Raw genomic sequence first — 22506 nt, 5'->3', positions numbered from 1 at the left:
GCATTACCGAAACCGTATTTGAGTCCTAATTTAACTGAAGTCGTCCCGCCTGCAAAGTATTCCTTTATTGCTGACGCTTTTTTCTCTGAATATTCCATGTTCACACTATTTTTGTGTCAACCTATATCAGGACAAGACAGTTCAGACAATCAGCGCAATCAACGTAAAAATCTGAACCATGATTATTTGGATTAAAAGATTGCCATGAATACTTGCATCAGGTAATCCGGCAATCAGGAAAACGGCGAAGGCTTCTTAAGCTCCCCTTAAAATAAATAATCCGCGAAAAATCATGGTTCAGACAATCAGCGAAATCACCGTAAAAATCTGAACCATGATTATTTGGATTAAAAGATTACCATGAAAATAACAATGCGACTTCTTGGGTATGCAAATCAAAATCCGGAAAATCGTAGAAATCCGTTTAATCCCGGTTCTGACTATTGCTCATAATAACACTTCTCGGTTACGAAAGTGTAAGAAAGGGTAAAGCCGAAGAAGGCATAGATGTCTTTGCTGCGTAAATCGCCGCGTTGGCTGCCGGGGCTGCCGATGTAGGTGCCGGTGCGTTCGCCGCTACGGTCGGCCAGGGCAAGGGAAAGCTGACCGGGGGGTAGCTGGTTATGCGGCGCGTAATAGCCGCTTACGTCGTCTAAAAAGTCGCTGCGGGTGTAACGGTAGCCCAGTTCGGCCGCTACGGTCCATTTGCCGCTAAAGTTGTATTTAAAACCGGCGCCATAAGGTATCACAATGGTGCTTTTTTTGTATTCGGCGGTTTGGCCCTCGGTACGTAAGGCGCGCAACTCTACGTCGCTGCCTTTGTAAACCGCCATGGGGTTAAAAGAGGTGGTACCTATGCCGAAATAAATATAAGGGGTGTACTTGTTTTTGCCGGCGTCGGGTATGTACTTCATAAAATTGAACTCGGCCATCAGACCAAGTTCTGTAAGGCCGTCGGTAAAGCTCAGGTTGCGTTGACGCTGCTGTACGCTGCCGGAGGTGCTATCCGCGCCTGCTATTTTACCATACTGGTAGTTGAACCTGGCCGAAAGGTAGCCGTTGAAATTACGTTTGATGAAGAATCCTACAGAGCCGCCGCTGGGCTTAAACGGACTGGCGTTTAAATCGCCGATGTAGCCGGCACCACCAAGGGCGCCGCCGATTTCCCAGGTGCCCTGGGAGTGAGCGGTATAGCTTATCAGTAATAGAAACAGGGCAACGAGGAATTTAGGCATCCGTTATGTTTAGTAGTTACGGGCATCTAAACCCCACAACAATTTAGTCCTTAACGTATGTAAATAGCTTTCATTACTCAGGCGTATCAAATTTAGCTTGAAGCCGGCTTTATAAACCCTGAATTTCATGGTTTTATCGATAACGATGGTGCGGCTATCGCAGGATACGATGTAGTTGGTACCCCGGCATTCCACCTCGAAGGATAGGTTGCTGGTATCGGGCAAAATAACCGGTCTTACGTTCAAATTATGCGGTGCTACGGGCGTAAGGGCGATACAATTAGATTGCGGGAAGATGATAGGGCCGCCGCAACTAAGCGAATAAGCCGTTGAGCCGGTAGATGTGGATATGATGATGCCATCGCCCCAGTACGAGTTCAGGAACTCGTCGTTGAGGGATACATGCGTGGTGATCATGGCCGAGTCGTCGCGTTTGTGGATGGTGACGTCGTTCAAAGCAAAGTTATCGTCGCCGAATAATTTCGCGTCGGAATCTATCACCAACATTTCGCGGTTATCCAGCGTATATTCTTTATTTACCACGGCGTGCATGGCGGCTGCGATATCGTTTTTGTTGATGCTGGCCAAAAAGCCCAGCCTACCGAAGTTGATGCCGATGACGGGTACGCCGCTATCGCGTATGAGGGTCACCATATCCAGCAGGGTACCGTCGCCGCCTATGGTGATAAAAGTATCTATAAAGTCTTTGATCGCATCGCCGGGCTGCAGCACCTTGTAGGCCGAAGTATCTACATTACCCTGCAGATGGGTGTTGAACTGGTGATGTACATACACCTCTACCTGGTGCAGCACAAGGCTATCAAATACCTGCCGTATGTACGGGAATACCTGCGGATCGTTAAACTGACGGCCGTAAACTGCTATTCTCATTTCCTAAAAAACACGAATATCGAACTTTGGATTTAAAAACGGGCTTAATGTTTTAAAAAGTTGGCGCGCGGAGCTTTTGCCCGCGGTAATCAAGCTGGAATTTCCTGGAAAGTCATAGCTAAAATCCGCGCAAAAGCTGGAAAAAGCTGGAAAAAGCTGGAATTTTTTTTTGGCCCGCAAACGCCGAATTTAGCTAAAAACGGCCATTCTATGCAAATAGGGCCATTTTTGTTATTTATGGTAAAAGCCCGAAAAACACCCGAAAAGTTAAGAAAAACGCCGATTTTTGAAGGTGTTTTGGCAAATTTAAGCAAGTATCAGGAGCAAAAAAACACAATATTGGCCGTTTTCAGGCGGCTCTATTTTATCGGTTTTGTCCGGATTTTCTATAAAATAAAACTGGACAAACCTAACACGCCAAAAAACCTATTTACCGTACGCACCCAGGAAATACCGGTTACTTCGGTTTACTTTTATCGAATGTTGAGGTACGGAATGCGTTGAGTAGCTCCTCTCCTCTTTTCCTGTCTACAAACAACATCACAACCGAAAACTCCTGTTTACCAAACAGCCTGCTGAACATGTACGTGGTCAGTACATTATCGTTGGGTAAATAGATGTTCAGTTTAAATACCCTGAACTTCAGCTTATCCACAATTTCCGATGTGTAAGCGCTATCCATTTTTACATCGCCCAACTGCTTCAAAAAAGTATTATAAAGCACATCGCCCACTGCTTTGCAACTTGCCGAATGGCTGCCGTCAATCTTAACGTCAAACGGCTGGTAGTTCGATTCAAAATAATGCATCTGGTCGCTTTTGAACACAAAGATTGGCTTAGAACGGTTTATTATCTTGTCGTTATAAGTGTCTTCGATAGCGGCTGTCCCTTTTTGCTGCATACGGGCATAATCTTGCGGGCTCATATTGTTAAAGCCTTCGGGGATGGTTATATGCCATTTAAACATAGCATTATAAAGCTTTTTTGCAGGAATACTGTCCTGTCCACGGCAATTGCTAATCGATAAAACAGTTGCAATTATGAATAGTGAAATATATTTCATGTCGGCATTTAATCCTGTAAAATCCTTCTATTGCTCAATCGTGTCCTATTTAGCCAGCTCATCCATCGTAACCTCGTTACTCAGCAAAGTACCGAAGAGTTCCCAACGTTTTACCGGGTCTTTTGCAGTACCGCCGTGTTTCTCGATGTGGTTTTTCACAAGATCTAACCCGTAGTTATAATTGATAACATAGGCCCGGTATTTTTTGATGAACTTTACCGATTTATCGGCAGTTTCATCGTTCATCAGGCAGTATTTTTTGAGGTAAGTACGGGCCTTGCTCTGGCTCCAGTTATCGTCCATCAGGCCGCGGGCGGCTTCGTTGCGGGCGTAGTTGAGGTTGCCTTTGATGGCCAATGCCCTGAAATAGGTATCCGCCCCTGCGGTATCCAGCCCGGCTAAAGGCAACAATACGTTTTTGGCAAACTTTATCTTCTCATCGCCGGGGAAGGCCATCTCTATACCGTAATTAGCGCTGCCCTCTGCAATAAGCGATTGCGGACTGAACAACGGATACATTGAAAGTTCTACATATCCCCTATCGTGGTACAGGTTTTTCTCCAGCAGCATATTATACACATGGTGGCCGGGGTAGCTTTCGTGGCTGCCTACATCTATGGCGCGGTCTATGAAAATCTTCAGGTCGGTGTTTATCTGCACTAGGCTTTGGTATTTGCCTTTGTACCAGTTATAGCCGTTCCAGGGTTTATCGGTAACAAATTCCAGCGCGAAGGATTCGCCGGCAGGCAGCTTATAATGAGCCAGTGTACGCTTACGCGATTCGGCAATGGCGGCTTTGATAACCGCATCCAGTTTATCCTTCGGGATGATGAATTTATTAGCCAGTTTTTGGAAACGATCATTCACGTTGCCCTTGCCCGGCAGCAGGCTATCAAGCAGTGCTAGTTGCGCTTTGAAATAATCCTCGGTATTTACCGGAGCGGCAACGCCAAAGAGCTGCTTAGATTCCTGATCGAAGGTGCTGTACTCGCCCGAGAATATCTTGATGCGCCCACTGAATGAAGCCAACTGATCGTACAGCCAGTTGGCGCGCATTTTATTGGAATCAACTTCGGCCGAGGTAGCTAACAGCTTGATATCGTTCATCAGGCTGTTTACCGATGCCAGCAGGCTATCCCTCGGGAACTCGTCGCCAACAACCTCCTTCGGCTTCAACGAATCGGGACCGTAATAAGCATCCACGAAATCCTTATCGTACTGCCCAATGGTTAAGCCCAGCCTCACATATTCCGCAGCATATTTATTGAGGAGCTTGGTTTCGGGCTTATCGGCATTTTTAGTACAAGAAAGGGCTACGATGGAAATTATAAGCAGGAAAAAACGATTTTTCATGAGGCAGTAGTAATAGTAGGGGCTGCAAAGCTAATAAAATACGTTTGGCAGGGGCGAAAAGTTTGCTTTTTTTAGAAGAAGCGCTCTCAACTAATCCCACTTTTCAACGAGGGAGGTAACCGCCTGCTTAAATGGCCGCCACTGCACTTAAAAGCTGCCCGCGTTATCCGGGGTGCTCTCCACCCGCCCTACCCGAATATATCAAAGAAAAAGGGGCCGGTTTCAATATTGAAAACAGCCCCTTTTAATAAATATCCGCTTTTTCAGCGCCCTCCTTTGCCAGCATGGAGACTGGACACAAAAACCCTGGTTTATCGGTGGCAGGCTTGTGAGGTGAGTTACTATGATACTTTGATACTATACAACGAACGCGGGGTTAATTAATCGAGTTTATCCACTTTTACCAGGTTGGAAGTCCAGGCAAGTGGTTGTCCGCCATTTCGCCCGTCAACCACCCCACTTATCTTCATTGTTTTTTTATCACTACCTAAAGTGTAATAATTTGCATATTGCCTACCTTTCAGGTCGTATGTAGCATTAGGTCTGGCATCAGAGATAGTCACCACATAAATGTTATCAGATAAAATTTTAAATGTGCCACTGTGCGTCACAATCTGCACACCATTTTCTTTAAAAATATTATAAAAACTCCCATCTGATTTGAATACTACTTTACTTCCCGGGTTGGTAGTGTCGTTCCAAATACCCACAAACGGCTTAATTTCTTTCAGATTCGCCTGCTGTACCGTTTTACACGAAAAAAGCATTAGCGCAGCAATAAAAATTACGAAAGTTTTAAGAGATTTCATCGAGATGTGAGTTTGGTTTGAATAGTAGCTAAACTATTAAGTTTTTTATAATTATCCTAATTGTTATTTATAACATCAACACAGCAATGTTATTAGTAATGGGCTTCTTGCCCTTACTTAAAACAGAATGGCCCTGTACTTTTCGGGCAGCGTATTTTTTGATGGGTAAATTACAATCAGCGTATCTACAAATTTAAATAATTCATAAACGAATCGAACCTGTCTTTGGCGTTATCGTTATGATCGGTGAAGTTGAAGGTGGCTTTAACATCGTACCCATAGCGCAGGAAGGTGGCCAGGATGTTGGAGATATCCTGCTTGTTTACTTTCAGCGTAACTTCCATACGGGTACTATCCGGGAAAGTGCGGGTGTAGGAGCTTAGTATCTGTGCATTGTCTGACTCCACCACTTGCGACATGTGGGCCAGCGAGTTGTTCTTATTGCTTATCTCCAGCACAATAATGCCGCCCGGCTCGCTTACTGCGGTAAGCTTGGCGAAGTACCCGTTCATAGTGTTGATAGAGATGAGCCCTACATAATCTTTCTTGATATCCAGCACGGGCACTACGCTCAGGTCGCGCTCGTAAAACAGGCGGATAACATCGTATATATGCTGTTCTTCCAGCACGTAGGGGTTCACCAGCGATAGGGCAAGCGCACCTATAGGCGTATTGTAATCAGGCTCCTCAATCAGGTCATCTTCAGATACCAGGCCCAAAAACTGCTCTTCGTTTACAATCGGCAGGTGGCGCACGCGGAACTCCGCCATACGGTCGAACACCTTCTGAATGGTATCAGAGGTATGCACCGGGGGAATCGCGTCAGCAACAAGCTCAATTGCAAGCATATTTTATTGTTTTAACTTATCTAAAAACACCTTAAGGTGCTTATTGAATTCCTCCGGGTGCTCCATCATGGGTGCGTGTCCGCATTTATCTATCCAGTATAAGTGCGAGTTTGGCAGCAGCTCGTTAAACTCAAGGGCAACCTCGGGCGGCGTAATCTTATCGTCTCTACCCCATATTAACGCAACAGGCATCGTTATCTTGCGTAGGTCGTCTTTCATATTATGGCGGATGGCAGATTTTGCCATGGCCAGTATGCGTATAACCTTGGCACGATCGTTAATGTTGGCGTAAACCTCGTCAACCATTTCCTTTGAGGCTACGGCAGGGTCATAAAAAGTGTATTCTACTTTACCTTTCACAAACTCATAATTCTCGCGGCGCGGGAACGAACCGCCGAAAGCATTCTCGTACAAACCCGAGCTACCGGTTAAAACCAGTGCCTTTACATATCCGGGGTGCGATAAAACGTATATCAAACCAACGTGCCCGCCAAGGGAATTACCAAGCATGGTTATCCTCGTGAGTTTTTTGAACTTAATAAATTTATGTACGAATTTAGAAAGCGCTTTTACGCCGGTGGTTAAAATCGGCATATCGTAAATAGGCAAAATAGGGATGATAACCTTGTAATGCGGGCTAAACTCCTCAATCACCTTTTCCCAATTGCTCAACGCGCCCATAAGGCCGTGCAATAGTAAGAGAGGTTCGCCCTGGCCTTCTTCTACGTATGTAAATCCCTTTTCTTCTTTCAGTACAAAATCCATAGTTCCTGCTTAAAATGTGGTTTTAAACCAGTGCAGACTGTTTTTAATTTTAGTCTGAAAAGGTGTAAATACCACCGTAAATTTAGTTTATTAGGGTTTACCTGCAACAATTTTAACAATTAAATTATCCCAGCAGCTGTTTAACCACTTCAGATACGGTTTTACCATCGGCCTGGCCGGCAAGCTCTTTATTAGCAACGCCCATTACGCGGCCCATATCCTTTACAGAAGTTACCCCAAGGCGGCCGATTACCTCCTGTATGTAGCCTTCAATCTCGAAACGGGTCATCTGTTGTGGCAAATAGGGCTCAATTACGTACATTTCTGCCATTTCCACTTCGTACAGGTCCTCGCGGTTTTGGGCTTTATATATGTCTGCCGATTCTTTACGCTGTTTGATCAGCTTTTGAAGCACTTTTATCTCGGCTTCTTTGGTTAATTCTTCTGCAGCGCCTTTTTCTGTCTTAGCCAGCAGTAAAGCCGATTTAATGGCCCGCAGCCCCCGCAAACGGTCGGGTTGTTTGGATAACATGGCTTGTTTGATATCCTGGTCTATTTGTGTAATGAGTGACATTCTATTTGTGATTTTAGATTTACGATTTTAGATTCTTTATTTCGAATTTCGGATTTTCAATTTCGGATTTACTTTCTGTCATTTGCACCCCGAAACTTCGGGACACATTTGAAATTTGCACATCCATTTTCAATCTGCACATTTACCCTATCCCCTATATATATTTGTTGCCGTTGCCTGCGCGGTTGGCATGATAACGATATCGTTTATGTTTACGTGCGCCGGGCGCGATGCCACGAACCAGATGGTTTCGGCAATATCCTCGGCCACCAGCGGCTCAAAGCCATCGTACACTTTTTTGGCGCGTGCTTTATCTCCTTTAAAACGCACTTCGCTAAACTCGGTTTCTACTGCGCCGGGGTGCACCGCCGTTACCTTAATGCCGTGGTTCAATAAATCCAGCCGCATACCTTTGTTCAGCGCATCTACTGCATGCTTGGTAGCGCAATATACGTTGCCATTGAGGTAAACCTCTTTACCAGCTATCGAACCCAGGTTTATAATATGCCCAAAGCCGTTATCAATCATCCAGTTGCTAACCACACGGCTCACGTATAGCAGGCCCTTAATATTGGTATCAATCATGGTTTCCCAATCATCATAGTCGCCTTTGTCTATTGGGTCCAGCCCCTGGCTAAGGCCGGCGTTGTTCACCAATACATCTACCTGTTTCCATTCTTCGGGCAGGCCCTGCAGGTTTTCTATTACCTGCGCTTTACTGCGTACATCGAAGCAGGAGATTGCCACCTCTACGTTATATTTCTCGTTCAGCAAAAGGGCCAAACGTTCCAAACGCTGCATGCGGCGGCCTGTAAGTATCAGATTATAGCCCTCGCGGGCAAATGTGTGGGCGCAGGCCTCGCCTATCCCGGCGGTAGCCCCTGTTATTAATGCGATCTTAGCCATAGATTACGTAACTATCAGCAGCGAAATTATGTTTTATTTGGGGAACGTTATAATGTTGAAAGGTTGTAATGTTGGAAAGTTGCAATGTTGTGGTGGAAGAACCTCTTTTAATTGGACGCTGTCCGTCGGTTGGAAACCGACGGCAATGAAGGTGTGACGTGGTTATGGGTTTTCATAATGCAGGGAAATCAACGAAATCCCGAATTCATTAAAATCAAGGTTCAGAAAAAATCGGTGTTAATCGGTGAAATCAATCCTCAATCGGTGTAATCCCAAAAATTACTCGAAATACAAACTAAACATTATGGTATGCAGCGATAGCTTGCTGATGGGGGCCGAAAACGGGTGGTTCTCGGGCACCAGCAGGTTGCCGAAGGTGTTGGTCACTTTTATCTCGGGCGATAGCTTGAAATATTCGAAGTAAATATCGAACCCGAAACCTGCCTCGTACGAAGAATAGCTTTTGGTGTTCCTCACGATGCGCTCAATCGGAGCGGTATTATCGCCGTCTTTTTTGCCACCTATGGAGCTCGAAAACTTTACGCCGCCAAGCAGGTAAGCGCGCAGGTTGCCCACCCTATCAGATTTCAGTTTGAGCGACAGCGGAAAATCGACCGTGGTGGTTTGGATGGGTTTATCTATAGGGTCGGTGGTATTCTTAAAGGTGTAGCGCAGCTTACGGTCGGCAAATATGAGGCCCGGCGTGCTGCGTATCTCCAGGTGATCGGTAATACGGTAACGGGCAATAAAGCCCACGGCAAAACCCGGCGTTGTTTTAGAACTGATGCTGGTGAGCGAATCGGTAACGTAGGCATGGGCATCCGCATCATAAAAAGGCGCACGCCAGTTGGGTTGCTTTACTATCTTAAAATCGCTGCCTACGTACGAAAAACTGAACCCCGCGCTAAAATCGTTTTGATCGGCCCCGCCACCCCATGCCGGCGAAAACTGTTGCGCACGCAGCAAGCTGCTATAACACAAAAGTACCAGTAAGGCGGTTAGGTAGCGTTTTATCATTTAATACCCGTGTAGATGGAACAGATACCAAACGCCAAAGGCCGGCATTTGGTATTTTTGAACCCTGCTTTTACCATCATATCTGTAAAGGCCTTGCCATCGGGGAAAGCGGCTACAGATTCGGGCAGGTAGGTATAAGCACGGGCATCCTTGCTGAAAAGCTTGCCTATGCCCGGTGTAATGTAGTTAAAATAAAACGCGTACAGTTGCTTGATGGGGAATGCTTTGGGCTTAGAAAATTCCAGCACTACAGCTTTGCCGCCCGGTTTAAGCACCCGGTGAATATCGGCCAGGCCATCGCCCAGGTTTTCGAAATTGCGTACGCCATAAGCTACGGTAACCGCATCAAACTCATTTGCCTCGAAGGGTAGTTTTTCCGAATCGCCTAACTTCACCTCGAATTTATCAGACAGGTTACGTTTCAGTATTTTTTGGTCAGCAATATCCAGCATACCGCGCGAAATATCCACGCCGATAATTTTCTTAGGCTTAAGGATAGAAAGAGCCTCGAACGCAAAATCGCCGGTACCGGTGGCTACATCCAAAATCAGCTGCGGGTTATCGGCTTTAAGTTCGTTAATAGCCTTTTTGCGCCAGATGATATCTATCCCCAACGACATGAAGTGGTTAAGGAAATCGTAGGTTTTAGAGATGTTGTTGAACATATCGGCCACCTGCTCTTTCTTGGTGCCCTGCGTATCGTGGTACGGAGTTACTGTTTTGCTCATACTTTATAGCGGGCAAAGATAGGTGTTTGGGTTCATGGTTCATAGATGTTAGATCATGGCAAAGCAATCATTCCATATCAAGCCGAAGCTACCATGAACTATGAACCATCATCGATGAACTAACGCCTATTTTATAACAATCTTTAATACAAAACCAACAGCAAATGCTATAAAAATACTTAGCAGCGTTCCAATAAGCAGGTACTCGGTTTTCGCTTCTTCGTGCGTGCTATTGTATCTTAAAATGCTTTTTCCCGTAATCAGTAATCCTATGGCTTCGTACTGCCCCTGGTACACCAATATGCAGATAATCAACCTTTCGATTATACCGATATATTTCCCGGCGTTCTTCAGCCCGGGAGGCACAGCCCAATGTTTGGTGGCGTAAGCTATTATGATAGATGTTGGGATAGTGAGGAAAAATGCGGCAGCTGCAAACACCCAAAACTTACTGTTTTCATAAAAATTGACCAGCGTTTGCATATCGGGCCTGTGCTGCCCGAAAACAATCATCCAACTTGCCAAAATCACCAGCAAATGCAATAGCTGATCTATTATAAAATAGGTGAAATTCGCCCTGGTGTAAGATTTAGCAAGATCTATAGCGCCATGGAGGATGGTGATAAACAAAACCACCTTCCAATAATTAAACCCAACAAATAAAATTGCGGTTGCGCCGGTAACCAGGATATGTAGATAGAGATACTTAGATTTTATTTTTCGTTGTGCCCGGTCCTGTACCCATTTTGATGGTTGCCACCAAAAATCGCTTATCAAATGCGCCAGCAACAATTTAACGAGCCATATGATGCTAATTTCCATTTCGCAGCTGATTGGTGAATAATTCAAATTTGTTAAGCATGCTCCTTAGCTCTTCATAACGGCCCGCTTTTACCTGTTTACTTACCGTTGCGGTTGATAACTGTAAAGCAGCTGCGGTTTCTACCTGCGATTTGCCCGACAGCAGTTGATAAATTATTTTTGCCTGTTTTGCGGTTATCCTTGTCATCAGGCTATCTGCGTACTCCGCCATAATTTCGTAGGTAAAGTCTTTTTCCTTTTCGCCACAGCTAATATACAACCGCCGTGATGTGCCCTGCAATTTAGCGAAGCTTCGCCCCGAAGCAACCAAAAGTTCGTCCATGCTCGACCTCAAGTCGATCTCATCAGACTGCAAATGCCCTATATTTATACTAACCCGTATATCTATAGCATGATTTTCTGCATATTTTATAGCCAGTAGCCTGCTTTTTATACATTTCATCAAAGCATTTTCCGGGCGGGTAATAAGCACTCTGAAGCTATCCCCATTAAAAAAATCGGTTTTTTCTTCGCCGAAAAACTGCTTTAAATCATTTATCAAACAATCAAATTCGGTTGTTAGCAATGATGAATTAACAATATCAGCGGTAAGTATCGCTCGCATGGTGGCTACTTTAAAACTTAGTGAAGCAAATATTAGCATAAAAAGGCTAATATCAAACAAATTAGCCTAAAAAGGCTAATTATATATTTATTAGCCTTTTTAGGCTAATATCAAACAAACTAGTCGCCTATAATAGCTTTAAAACTATTTAAATAAATTTCTATCTTTCCCTCTCCGTATCTCAAACCACAAAACCATTATTTATCGTTTCAACCATGAAAGAAAATAACGAAGCATCGCGCAGAGGGTTCCTTAAAAAACTGGCCACTACCGCAGCGGCGGCCACTGTTGGCAGCAATTTAATAGCAGCCGAAAACATTGGTAGCTTTCATTACCTAAAACAGCAATACAACCGCATTGGCGCTAACGATCAGGTGAATATCGCCCTCATAGGTGCCGGCGGCATGGGCACTTCTGATACCCAAACGGCCCTTCAGGTGCCCGGCGTAAAGCTGGTTGCCGTGTGCGACCTGTACGATGGTCGCCTTGCCGATGCTAAAAAGAAATGGGGTGCTGATATCTTCACCACCAAAATTTACAAGGAGATTTTGAACCGCAAAGATGTGGATGCTGTTATAGTTGCCACGCCAGATCATTGGCACCAACAAATTTCCGTAGATGCCATGCACGCCGGTAAACACGTGTATTGCGAGAAACCGATGGTACACTCGGTAATGGAGGGCCCGGCCGTTATAAAAGCCCAGCAGGAAACCGGTAAGGTGTTCCAAGTGGGTAGCCAGGGGGTATCCTCGCTTGGTAACGAGAAAGCAAAAGAGCTATTAAAAAGCGGCGCCATTGGCGAACTAAATTACGCCGAAGGCTTTTGGGCACGCCGCGGTGCAGTAGAAGTTTGGCAATACCCTATCCCCGATGATGCGTCTACCCAGACCGTTGATTGGGAAACTTATGTAAGCAACACCCAAAAACGCCCGTTCGATAGCAAAAGGTTCTTCCGCTGGAGGAATTATACCGATTATGGCACGGGCATGGCGGGCGATTTGTTCGTGCACCTGTTCAGCAGCCTGCACTTCATCACCGGCTCTATGGGGCCAAACAAAATCTATGCATCGGGCGGCTTGCGCTACTGGAACGATGGCCGCGAAGTGCCTGACGTATTGTTAGGCACGTTCGATTATGCCAAGGCAGCGGCCCACCCGGCATTCAACCTATCGTTACGCTGCAACTTTGTGGATGGCACCAGCGGCACCACTTACCTTAAGCTGGTAGGCAGCGAAGGATCGATGGATATTACCTGGGATAGTGTCACCCTGAAACGCAACAAAACCATTGATAACACCGACCCATTCTACATCGAAAAAATGAAGGCCATGGGCCAAACCAATAGCGGCCGTAAAATGATGCTCCCGCCCGAGCAAATTACTTACGATGCCGAAAAAGGCTACCTGGGCGGCCCTTACGATCATATGAATAATTTCATTACCGCTATACGTACCAACGGCAAAGTTACCGAAGATGCCATATTTGGTTACCGCGCCGCCGCCCCTGCCCTGCTTTGTAACGACAGTTATTTTAAGAATGCCCCTATGTTTTGGGACCCGGAGAAGATGAAAATGATAAAGGCATAATCAACACCGAATGAAACACCCGATAACCATGCTCAGCATTGCCGCCGCCGTTACCTGTGCAATAGGCGCGCAAACCTATGCATCAAAAATTGGCGACCCGAAACCGGTAAAGAAAGCCCTTGCCAGGAAAACTGCCTGGGTAAGCCTGTTCAACGGCAAAGACCTTAGCGGCTGGCACAGCTTCAACAAAACTAAGCCTGTACAAAACTGGGAGATAGAAGATGGCGCACTGGTTTGCCTGGGCAGCGTAAAAGGCACAGATACCGGCGGCGATATCGTTAGCGATAAACAATACGCCAATTTTGAGCTGGCCTGGGAATGGAAGATAGACAAGGGCAGCAACAGCGGTGTGCTGTACCACGTGGTAGAAGCCCCAAAGTACACCGCCACCTATGTTACCGGCCCCGAGTACCAGATTATAGATGATATAAACTGGGTGCCCGACAAGTTGGAAGAATGGCAAAAAACAGGTGCCGATTACGCCATGACCATACCCAACGGCAGCAAAAAACTGATGCCGGTTGGCCAATGGAACACCAGCCGCATCGTTTTTAATAATGGCCATGTAGAGCATTGGCTAAACGGCAAAAAAATCTTAGAATTTACCGCCTGTAGCCCCGAATGGGAAAAGAAAAAAGCCGAAGGTAAATGGAAGGACCATCCCGAATACGGGGTGGCTAAACTTGGCCACATTGCTTTGCAGGACCATGGGCATAAAGCTTATTTCAAGAATATTAGGATAAAGGAGTTGTAATTGCGCAGTTGCCTAACCATTGCGTCCTTGCGAGGAACGAAGCAATCCTCGGCAAGCAGGTCAAACTTGCATGGCAACCCTGCCTGCCGATGATTGCCGCGCTATCGCTCGCAAAGACGATAGTATTGTAAGGGCCGCCGTTTCGGCAGCCCTTATTGTTTAATAAAACTTCGGTGGCGGGATCAGATTCGTATCCTGCCGTTGGTGCCAGTAAGGGTATATCGGCGTGAGCTCGCTGGCGGCATCAAGTTTCTTAACTTGCTCGATAGTAAGGTTCCAGCCTACTGCGGCAAGGTTTTGTTTCAGCTGCTCCTCGTTGCGGGCACCTATGATGATGTTTGCCACCGTTGGGCGCTGCAACAGCCAGTTAATGGCCACTTGTGCAACTGATTTGCCAACTTCTTCGGCTACTTCATCCAGCGCATCAACAATATTGTAAAGGCGTTCAAAATCGGTTTCGGGGCCGTGGCTTCCGCCCTGGCTGCGGCGATTATCTGCCGGGATTGGCTGCCCACGCCTGAATTTACCACCCAACTGGCCCGAAGCCAATGGGCTCCAAACAATGGTGCCTACATTTTGGTCGATACCGAGCGGCATCAATTCCCATTCAAATTCGCGGTCTAATACCGAGTAATAGGCCTGCTGGGCTACGTATTTGGCCCAGCCATAACGTTCAGACACCGAAAGCGATTTCATCAGATGCCAGCCCGAAAAGTTGGAGCAGGCGATATAGCGGATCTTGCCGCTGCTTATAAGGTCATCCAGCGCGTGGAGGGTTTCTTCAACCGGCGTGTTGCCGTCGAAACCGTGCATATGGTAAATATCAATATGGTCGGTTTGTAAGCGGCGAAGGCTGTTTTCTACCGAGCGGATGAGGTGGTAGCGCGACGAGCCGTAGTTGGGGTCGTCGCCCATTTTAAAGGTTGCCTTGGTAGATAGCAGCACTTCGCTGCGGATGCCCACGAGGGCTTTACCCAAAATTTCTTCTGCAACACCGCCAGAATATATATCGGCAGTATCAAAAAAGTTTACGCCCGCATCCATGCAGAGGTGTACCAGTTTCTTTGCATCGTCGAGTTGAGTATCGCCCCATGCCTTAAAAAATTCCCCGGCGCCGCCAAAGGTAGCGGTACCAAAACTAAGCACGGGAACTTTAAGTCCCGAGCCGCCTAATTGTCTGTATTCCATAGTAAACGTAAATTTTTATGACACATGCAGAAATGCTTCTGCTAAATTTCAAATCTCGGTGATATGGTTTTAAGTTTATATCACTGTAATAACATAAAAAACAAAAATTTTACATAGCCCGCCGGTTGCTGGTAAAACAGCCTAGTTAACGTCGGATGGAAATAACACATCAAGCATAAACGCGCATATAAATAATAATGCAACGGTAATTACAGTTCCGATAAGCGCTATAACGATGGTACGGCTCCAATTATAAGTTTGCCCACCGCTGTTAAAATGCTCCTTTATTTGCGGGCCCTGGTAGTGAGTTACCAATATAGAGGTTAACCACGAATACGCCAGCGGGATAACTACGTTCGGTATATGCACGTTTTCGGGCAGTAAAAATATTAGGGCAAACATTGCAATTGAAAAGACAATGGCAATCATCCAAACGCGTCTTCCTTTATCGTACTCGTCAAAAGCCTTATAATTTTCTGCTATCAAATAACCCGCTACTAGTGGGCCGCCAAGAAAAGTAGCCCCCCTTATCTGGTTTACACTATAAATTTTTGCGTTTATGGTTATGTCGTCGTCTATTTGCGCCGCGCTTAATGTCTCTTCAAAATCGCTCATGATGTAAGGTTTAATAGCCACAATATAGCTTTTAGTCCTTAATAAAACACTTCGCAACAATAAAAATTCACATAGGAGCCAACCAGCCCTATTTACCGGCGGATAATAAATAATTGCTTCATTTTAAAATAGCATGCCCTGCATAAAGGTTGCATCATGTGGCTTACCCGGCCCATACAGGCAATAACAAACCTACGCATACCCGTTTCGGTATATACGTTCAACTGTACCACAATAACAGCCAGCATAAGCATCACCAGCGAATAAAACGCTAAATTTTGTAACGCATTGCCAACGCTTAAGTGTTGGAATTGGAACACTTGCAACCTGGAAAACATGACGATAGATGTATATAACTGGTTTTGCAAGACCGGCAAGCGGCCCGATAATTCAAATCTAAAACAAATCTAATTAAGCAAAAGTTAATTTACAACTTTTAGGAATATTTTGCGCAGCCTTTTAAGTATCGCTTAAAAAACAAGCGGTGCATTGTTTTGTCGAGTTACGAAAAGTGCTTCTTGTTAAAGCTATGCGCGCTTAGCTTAGCCCAGCTTTTTCTCCAGGCAAACAAAGCGCATGCCCGGCCTGAAAGCAAGGCCTATTTCGCCGGCAAATACATATCCGAGTTTTATGAAGAGTTTTTGCGCGGCTTTGTTCTCCTTGTTCGTATCTATACGCAGCAGGGGGATATGCTGGCGACCGGCCTCGTATTCGGCTTCCATTAGCAGGGCTTCGGCAATCCCCTGCCCGCGGTAATGTGGACTCACCACCAGGCGATGGGTTACGATGGCTGGTTGGCTAATGTCTAACCCGGCTTGTTCATACTCAGCGTACTGCTCGGTAGTAATGGCCGATGCACCGGCTACCCGGCCGTCAATTTCTGCAACCCACAACTGGTTCAATGCTATATCATCCGCAAAAGCCTGGGGGTTTGGGTAGGTATCGTTCCATTGAAAGTTGCCTGCGGCCTGCATTAAGGGCACGGCTTCTTTCACAATGGACATGATGGCGGGGATATCGGCAAGAGTAGCGCGACGGATCTTCATCGGTAGTTAAAATCAAAAAGTTAAATAAAAGGTACGGTTTAGCTATTAAACGCTAAAGCAATAATGGTGACAAAAATAACTACGGCGTGCATGATTAGCGAAACTAAATAAGCTCTGCCGCTCGTTATCAATCGTATGCCATTGGTCACCAAAAGCACTATCGAAAATAGGAATGCAAGCACAGGCAACAGAAAGTCCAGGTTTGGTGTGCACGGCCCGCTTTTAAATTCTGGCAGTCTGTTCACCAACACAATAACGGTAATTACTATTGCGTAATAAAGAAGTGTCTTATATGCTGGGTTTGGCATTAGCCGGCTACGTTTGTTTTCTTCTATTTCCTCCATCTGCACATCTGTAATCTGCACATCAACTAGTGGTTATGCTTTTTATGGATATCCTTCACCAAACAAAGCTTTTTTATCTCATCCAGCCGGATGGGGAAGGGTGCATACTTCAGGCGGTTGCCTATCATCTCGGTAGTGTTATCCGAGTGGGCTATCACCTCTTCGGGGTTATCACTGGCCAACAGGCGCTTGTACATTCGGTAATCGCCCCATTCTATGTAGTACACCTCGCCCGGTAGTATCTTGCGGTCGCTTATTATTTTTAGGGCTACCCAGCAGCCGTTCTCCAGGTACGGGTACATCGAATGGCCCCAAACCGGCAATGCAAAATCGCATTCCTCAATACCAGGGAAGTTCATCCTCCCCACAGGCAACGCATCGTTTATATCATTGTAAACCTCTACGCCCGATGCTGTGGCTATGATATCATACATAGGGATACCCTCGCCGGTACGCACATATACAGGTTTATCCGTAGTTTTTGTACCTCCTAATAAATCTCTGTATTTTTCTTTAAATATCTTTAATTTTTCCGGGTCGATATTCTGTCGGCTCTTGATTATCTCGGTAATGCTGCTGGCGTTGTTAAAGCCGAGGACTTCGGCAAGCTCGCTGTTATTGTTGAAGGCCTTACCCCGTAACTGATTATACAGGATAATAAACTCCAGCGTTTCGGGCCGTACGGTTTTTATCTTACCAGGTTTTGCTTGCTCTTCCATATCGAAAAATATTTTTTATTTATTTCTTGATTTAAATAAAGATTATTCTTTATATTTGTAACGTTCTTATTCAATAAAGGTACTCATAAAATCCTCCTGAACAAAATTAAAATCAAGAATATACAGAAACAACCCAATCTTATGCACATAGCCCATAGCGCCCTCCGCAACACAATTAAAACCGGCCAGCCCCAATTGAGCAACCCCGAAATGCAACACCGCATAGCAGCCTACCAGGCCGCCTGCAACAAGTACAGGCAAGAGATTGCCGACATACAAAAGTATCTCCCTGGCTGGATGCCTGCTTTTGACGCAACAGTAAGCCGATAACAGACAATGAACTAATGGACCATTGAACTAATAAAACAACAAAATGAAACTAACGCAAAAACTAAAAGACGAACTGTGGTGGATGATTATATCCGTAGATTATAATTATAGCCGCATCAGCATCGCCGACCACGACCTGAGCGACGAAGTGTTAACCCTGTGGCTGGAAGACAAGCACGATTTCAAAAATAGCCTGGATGAGTGCCTACAGTTGGACGTACCCCTAAAGCAATTCGCCAAGGTGATAAAGGCCGAAAACCTCAATAGCTATGAGGGCAGCCGCCTGCACCCCAACAAGCAATACGTTTACAAAACCCGCATAGAGATAAACGCGCCGATAAAATGGTACCGCGAAGATGCAGCCCCAATTGAACAAACCTGGGCCCGCGAAGCCATGCTGAAAAGCATACTCACCCAGCTGGTAGAAACCGAAACCGTTGGTGAAAACTTATAAGAATTATGCCAATTAGCATAAAATACATATTGATTATACTGGCATTGATTGTTGCCACATACAACCGAGGGAACGGCGGCGGCCCGATAATCCAAGGCACAAATAAGCCCGGCAAACAGGGTAAGCGGATTAGATTATTACAGTAATAATCCGATCACGTTAGCATCGCGTTGGCGAACAAACAAAGCCCCAAAAAAAGCAGGAATAGCAAGATAAATGATTTCATAAGCATAGTATAGATTGATAATACAAAGCTTGTGAAACATGCGCAGCAGGGCAACCGTGTTTTAACGGTAATTGAGCCAGAAATAAACGGAGGCTGGATGTGCAGATTCCGGCCGTGATTTAGTGCTCAGGGTTTAGCAAGGGAAATGCCCCGCGTTAATTTCCCCTCTTTTCGGGTGCAGCCATGGGTGCAACCTCTACCAGTTCCTCTGTTTCGGCAATGGTTTCTTCGGGTTTGCTTTGGTAGTTGAGTTTACGGAAGCGCCACAGCGCAAATGCGGGTTCTTGAAAGCGGTTTATCAGCTTAAAAAATTTGGGGAAGTTGTGCACTTCATCTAGCAACAGGCCCGGTACGATACCGTTGTTATCGAGTATCTCGCGGATTGTGTATTCTTTGCCTTTGGTAATCCAGATTTCGAAATCGCGACGGATTTCTTCGTTCTTATCAGCGTCTATCTTATCGTCAATGCAAATTACTTTATCACCCGGGTTCATGCTGCAAAGTTATTGATTTTTTATGATTGCACAGATTATGGGTTGATTTCACCGACTGCAAGAAGATCTCTCGCGTGTTGTTGTTTTTATTATGGAGCCCCTGAGAGCTTCGCCGTTTCACCGATTATCACAGATTGCTCAACTGCGAACTGACAACTGCGAACTGGCCACTGCCTATTGCCTACTGCAAACTGATTAATTCCCCGCCGGCATGGCAATATAAAAAGCCGTTCCTTCGCCGGGGGTGCTTTCCAGCCAAATACGCCCGCCTTGCAATTCGGTAAACTCTTTGCATAAGAGTAACCCCAGGCCCACGCCCTTTTCGTTATTAGTGCCAAACGTGGCGCCAGCCTGTAACGAAAAGAGTTCCGACTGCTTCTCCGGCGTAATGCCGATACCATTATCGCGAACAATGAGCCAGCACTCGCCGCCAATCTGTTTCGCTTTAAAGGTTATCTCACCGCCGGTGTGGGTAAATTTAATGGCGTTATTGATAAGGTTGCGTATTACCAGCTGCAACATATCGTTATCCGCTACTATTTTGATGTCCCAATCCAAATCGGCAGTAAGGGTAATACCTTTTTTCAGAGCTATAGAGCGCTCCAACTCGAGGGTGTTGAACAAGGCACTGCGCAGGGAAACATAGCCCAGCTTTACGGTTACGCCGTCCATCTGGCCCTTACTCCATAACAAAAGCTTGCCCAGCATATCAATGGTGCGGCGGGTAACCTTCAGCAGGTCGCCCTCTACCATGCGGCGTTCTTCGGTATCCAGTTCGTACTCGGTAATCAGTTCCAGGTAATTCTGAATATTGCTCAGCGGCGAGCGCAGGTCATGCGCAATGATAGACATCAGCTTATTGCGTTCCTGGTTAATGCGTTCCAGGTCGTGGTTTTGTTGCGTTATCTGCTGGTTCTTGCGCTCGATAGCGTTTGTCTTTTCGGAAGCTGAGCGTTTTTCATGGTCGTAATTACGGCGGAGGTAAGTAATGGTGTAAAATACCACTATAACCACAACTACATAACCAGACGTGATATCGAGAAACCTGCTGCTGCGGCTGTCATAAGTCTCGGGGACCCATTCCGGGTGGTAGTATTCTATTCCATGTAGCACCAGCATAATACCCGCATTTATAGCAACCCAAAGCTTGTGTTGTTGCTTGGGTACAATGCATAACAGCAGCAAGATGCATAGGCCCATAAACAGATCGCTCGGCCCCCGGGTACCCGAGTTATACAAAAAATTAGCTGCAAACAAAACATTGCTGGTAATAGCAAAAACGATGATAGCTTGTTTTGTTTTCCCCTTGTAGCGCGAGAGGTAATATAGATATGAACATATTAGCAAAGTGCCGAGGCTAATTATGGCGATTTCCGGCAGCCCGATAAGAAAATTAAATGGCACATTGTAACCGAGGGAAGCAATGCTTAATATACAAACAGAATGAAATATCCGTGCTTCCAGCGGAAACTCTGCGGTTGACCCGGTAACCCTGATCCACAGCTTGTTCATATTTCCAAAGAGGCTCAAATTTATTAACGTTTAGGTAACGCAAGGTTACTAATTAAAATTAAAGGGGGCAAATGCGGCCAATGCGGCCAATGCGCCAGCACGTAAATATAAACTAAGCAACCAACACTTACACTATTTATAAAACCGGTGCTTTTGCCATTAAAAATCTGGCTGTTTACAAATTTGCACTAATCTAATTTACGCAATGAATTGCCGGTTATCATAGCTAAACGGAAAATTATATATTTAATTGGTATTTAGTGCTGCGCCCACCGGCAGCTCCAAATGGCACCATCGCGCCGTGCACTAACATACTTTGCAAATCCCTTGTGGCGGTTGCTTTTGCAACTTTTGTTAATGAGCCGTACTTACCTGCGCTCATCCCGCCCTCAAACCCTTTTGGCCCTTCCTCCAGCATTCGGCGTACTACCTTTAACTGGCGTTCGGTTAATACATCCTTATACTTGTCAAAAAACTTGGTCTTCTTTAATGCGAAGTCTATAAATGCTTCGGCGTGTTCCTGCGCCGCTAATATTACATCTACAAAATAATTTACCCAGGGCGTTATTTCTATAGACCGCTCCGCAGCTTCCAATGCAGCATAATAGGCACTTTTATTAAGCTCTATGGTACGCGACAGGCTCAGCAAAGTCGGCCGCCCCACACCCTGCGATAATGCCTTTTCTGCTATACAGCGCCCTATCCTGCCGTTGCCGTCCTCAAACGGGTGTATCGATTCGAAGTATAAGTGCGCTATCGCACAGCGCACCGGTGCTTTTGTTATGGCGTTTTTGCCTCCGGGTGCGGTATCATTAAACCAGACGATAAACCGCTCCATCTCTTGCGGAACCTTTTCAGATGGAGGCGCTTCGTAGTGTACTTTCTCTTGCCCTATGGCACCAGATACCACTTGCATCGGCTCGGCATGGCTACGCCAGGCGCCAACACTCATTCTCCGCTGTTCGCCAAATAACATCGTATGCCATGCAAACAGTTGTTCCTTGGTAAGTGCCGATTGATACGTTTCGCGTACGCTTATCATCAACTGCCCTATCCCTTTAGAACGCTTGTCTATAACCCGGCTGTCAACGGGACTGAGTCCAAGGTCTTTTTTGATAGACGACATGACATCCCTGCGGCTTAAAAACTCGCCTTCTATCTCCGATGTTTTTATCGCTTCGGCAACCATAACCTCTACTATGGCATCCATCTGTGTATCGTCGGGCAATGATTTAAGAACGCCGCCAACCATACCGGTTTTTGTAGAAAACTCATGCAGTTTTTCCTCCACATCCGTAAGGCTGTAAGCAAAGTGAGGCCAGTTATCTTTTTGCCAATTATAGGTCATGAGCCGATTAGATAAACTATTCGGCTCAAATATAATCATTTTATGAGCCGAATAATAAGATTAATCGGATCATAAATATAAACTCAGCAAAAATGCGGAGTTTATCAGCCTTATTCGCCGCACAACCCCATCGAGTAGGAAAGTAGGGATTAGTTCCCTACTTGTCCTCTCACACCACCGTACGTGCCGTTCGGCATACGGCGGTTCATTAAACAGTAACAGTCTTAAGTGGGGTTGAGATGTCTTTGAGACTTACAAAGCCCATTTTCTTTATG

At 45.7% G+C, this 22506-nt stretch carries 25 protein-coding genes; 5 read left to right on the top strand and 20 right to left on the bottom strand.

The window, feature by feature from the left end:
• Positions 1 to 440: 440 nt before the first annotated feature.
• Together porG and AC1DYT_RS26360 are read right to left on the bottom strand one after the other, a co-directional pair.
• Positions 441 to 1235, bottom strand: a complete 795-nt coding sequence (gene porG, locus AC1DYT_RS26365; RefSeq protein ID WP_477472471.1) for a type IX secretion system protein PorG — start codon at positions 1233 to 1235, stop codon at positions 441 to 443.
• Positions 1236 to 1244: 9 nt separating this feature from the next.
• Positions 1245 to 2126, bottom strand: coding sequence for an NAD kinase (locus AC1DYT_RS26360; protein WP_477472470.1), 882 nt, complete (start codon positions 2124 to 2126; stop codon positions 1245 to 1247).
• A 60-nt stretch (positions 2127 to 2186) separates the two neighbouring features.
• On the opposite strand from AC1DYT_RS26360, the gene AC1DYT_RS26355 reads away from it, so the two are divergent.
• Positions 2187 to 2630 (top strand): hypothetical protein, encoded by a 444-nt coding sequence (locus AC1DYT_RS26355; RefSeq protein ID WP_477472469.1) that lies wholly within the window; start codon positions 2187 to 2189, stop codon positions 2628 to 2630.
• Here AC1DYT_RS26355 and AC1DYT_RS26350 read toward each other — a convergent pair.
• The 11 genes from AC1DYT_RS26350 to AC1DYT_RS26300 all read right to left on the bottom strand — a co-directional run bounded on the left by AC1DYT_RS26350 (position 2584) and on the right by AC1DYT_RS26300 (position 11654).
• Positions 2584 to 3093, bottom strand: coding sequence for a hypothetical protein (locus AC1DYT_RS26350; protein WP_477472468.1), 510 nt, complete (start codon positions 3091 to 3093; stop codon positions 2584 to 2586). The genes AC1DYT_RS26355 and AC1DYT_RS26350 overlap by 47 nt on opposite strands.
• Positions 3094 to 3234: 141 nt before the next feature.
• Positions 3235 to 4542, bottom strand: a complete 1308-nt coding sequence (locus AC1DYT_RS26345) for a hypothetical protein (protein ID WP_477472467.1) — start codon at positions 4540 to 4542, stop codon at positions 3235 to 3237.
• Between the two features lie 380 nt (positions 4543 to 4922).
• The gene (locus AC1DYT_RS26340) at positions 4923 to 5351 is read right to left on the bottom strand and encodes a hypothetical protein (RefSeq protein ID WP_477472466.1); all 429 of its coding nucleotides are present in this window, start codon (positions 5349 to 5351) and stop codon (positions 4923 to 4925) included.
• 185 nt (positions 5352 to 5536) lie between these two features.
• Positions 5537 to 6199 (bottom strand): CBS domain-containing protein, encoded by a 663-nt coding sequence (locus tag AC1DYT_RS26335; RefSeq protein WP_477472465.1) that lies wholly within the window; start codon positions 6197 to 6199, stop codon positions 5537 to 5539.
• 3 nt (positions 6200 to 6202) lie between these two features.
• A complete protein-coding gene (locus tag AC1DYT_RS26330) occupies positions 6203 to 6964 on the bottom strand; it encodes an alpha/beta fold hydrolase (protein WP_477472464.1) in 762 nt (253 codons plus the stop codon).
• 124 nt (positions 6965 to 7088) lie between these two features.
• Complete coding sequence (locus tag AC1DYT_RS26325; RefSeq protein WP_191189854.1) at positions 7089 to 7538, bottom strand: GatB/YqeY domain-containing protein; 450 nt, start codon at positions 7536 to 7538, stop codon at positions 7089 to 7091.
• Between the two features lie 147 nt (positions 7539 to 7685).
• On the bottom strand, positions 7686 to 8444 hold the full coding sequence (locus AC1DYT_RS26320) for an SDR family oxidoreductase (protein ID WP_477472463.1): 759 nt from the start codon (positions 8442 to 8444) through the stop codon (positions 7686 to 7688).
• A 279-nt stretch (positions 8445 to 8723) separates the two neighbouring features.
• Entirely contained in the window at positions 8724 to 9461 is a 738-nt protein-coding gene (gene porT / locus AC1DYT_RS26315; RefSeq protein ID WP_477472462.1) for a type IX secretion/gliding motility protein PorT/SprT, read from the bottom strand.
• On the bottom strand, positions 9458 to 10189 hold the full coding sequence (ubiE, locus tag AC1DYT_RS26310; protein WP_477472461.1) for a bifunctional demethylmenaquinone methyltransferase/2-methoxy-6-polyprenyl-1,4-benzoquinol methylase UbiE: 732 nt from the start codon (positions 10187 to 10189) through the stop codon (positions 9458 to 9460). The genes porT and ubiE overlap by 4 nt, the downstream gene beginning before the upstream one ends.
• A 126-nt stretch (positions 10190 to 10315) precedes the next feature.
• Entirely contained in the window at positions 10316 to 11011 is a 696-nt protein-coding gene (locus tag AC1DYT_RS26305) for a DUF3307 domain-containing protein (RefSeq protein ID WP_477472460.1), read from the bottom strand.
• A complete protein-coding gene (locus tag AC1DYT_RS26300; RefSeq protein ID WP_477472459.1) occupies positions 11001 to 11654 on the bottom strand; it encodes a hypothetical protein in 654 nt (217 codons plus the stop codon). The genes AC1DYT_RS26305 and AC1DYT_RS26300 overlap by 11 nt, the downstream gene beginning before the upstream one ends.
• A gap of 176 nt (positions 11655 to 11830) precedes the next feature.
• Here AC1DYT_RS26300 and AC1DYT_RS26295 point away from each other — a divergent pair, with 176 nt between their 5' ends.
• Positions 11831 to 13201, top strand: a complete 1371-nt coding sequence (locus AC1DYT_RS26295; protein WP_477472458.1) for a Gfo/Idh/MocA family protein — start codon at positions 11831 to 11833, stop codon at positions 13199 to 13201.
• Positions 13202 to 13211: 10 nt separating this feature from the next.
• Positions 13212 to 13955, top strand: coding sequence for a 3-keto-disaccharide hydrolase (locus AC1DYT_RS26290; protein WP_477472457.1), 744 nt, complete (start codon positions 13212 to 13214; stop codon positions 13953 to 13955).
• 159 nt (positions 13956 to 14114) lie between these two features.
• On the opposite strand, the gene AC1DYT_RS26285 is transcribed toward AC1DYT_RS26290, so the two are convergent.
• The 4 genes from AC1DYT_RS26285 to AC1DYT_RS26270 form a co-directional block, all read right to left on the bottom strand.
• Positions 14115 to 15143: an aldo/keto reductase gene (locus AC1DYT_RS26285; protein ID WP_477472456.1), complete on the bottom strand. Its 1029-nt coding sequence runs from the start codon at positions 15141 to 15143 to the stop codon at positions 14115 to 14117.
• Positions 15144 to 15284: 141 nt separating this feature from the next.
• The gene (locus AC1DYT_RS26280) at positions 15285 to 15758 is read right to left on the bottom strand and encodes a hypothetical protein (RefSeq protein WP_477472455.1); all 474 of its coding nucleotides are present in this window, start codon (positions 15756 to 15758) and stop codon (positions 15285 to 15287) included.
• A 542-nt stretch (positions 15759 to 16300) separates the two neighbouring features.
• Entirely contained in the window at positions 16301 to 16804 is a 504-nt protein-coding gene (locus AC1DYT_RS26275; RefSeq protein ID WP_477472454.1) for an N-acetyltransferase family protein, read from the bottom strand.
• Positions 16805 to 17174: 370 nt separating this feature from the next.
• Positions 17175 to 17867 carry a S24 family peptidase gene (locus AC1DYT_RS26270; protein WP_477472453.1) on the bottom strand — a complete coding sequence of 231 codons (693 nt, stop codon included), beginning with the start codon at positions 17865 to 17867 and terminating at the stop codon, positions 17175 to 17177.
• A gap of 141 nt (positions 17868 to 18008) precedes the next feature.
• Between AC1DYT_RS26270 and AC1DYT_RS26265 the strand changes: the two genes are divergently transcribed.
• Both AC1DYT_RS26265 and AC1DYT_RS26260 read left to right on the top strand, forming a co-directional pair.
• A complete protein-coding gene (locus AC1DYT_RS26265; RefSeq protein ID WP_477472452.1) occupies positions 18009 to 18197 on the top strand; it encodes a hypothetical protein in 189 nt (62 codons plus the stop codon).
• A gap of 43 nt (positions 18198 to 18240) precedes the next feature.
• Positions 18241 to 18651, top strand: coding sequence for a hypothetical protein (locus AC1DYT_RS26260; RefSeq protein ID WP_477472451.1), 411 nt, complete (start codon positions 18241 to 18243; stop codon positions 18649 to 18651).
• Positions 18652 to 19032: 381 nt separating this feature from the next.
• Here the strand turns inward: AC1DYT_RS26260 and AC1DYT_RS26255 are convergent, their stop codons facing one another.
• The 3 genes from AC1DYT_RS26255 to AC1DYT_RS26245 form a co-directional block, all read right to left on the bottom strand.
• Entirely contained in the window at positions 19033 to 19371 is a 339-nt protein-coding gene (locus AC1DYT_RS26255) for a hypothetical protein (RefSeq protein ID WP_477472450.1), read from the bottom strand.
• Between the two features lie 195 nt (positions 19372 to 19566).
• Positions 19567 to 20883, bottom strand: a complete 1317-nt coding sequence (locus AC1DYT_RS26250; protein ID WP_477472449.1) for a sensor histidine kinase — start codon at positions 20881 to 20883, stop codon at positions 19567 to 19569.
• A gap of 238 nt (positions 20884 to 21121) precedes the next feature.
• Positions 21122 to 22231: a Fic family protein gene (locus AC1DYT_RS26245; RefSeq protein WP_477472448.1), complete on the bottom strand. Its 1110-nt coding sequence runs from the start codon at positions 22229 to 22231 to the stop codon at positions 21122 to 21124.
• Positions 22232 to 22506 lie beyond the last annotated feature (275 nt).

Source organism: Mucilaginibacter sp. P1_D10 (genome assembly GCF_056406215.1).
The sequence above is the reverse complement of the archived record's forward strand: the minus strand, read 5'-3'. Positions and strand labels throughout refer to the sequence as shown.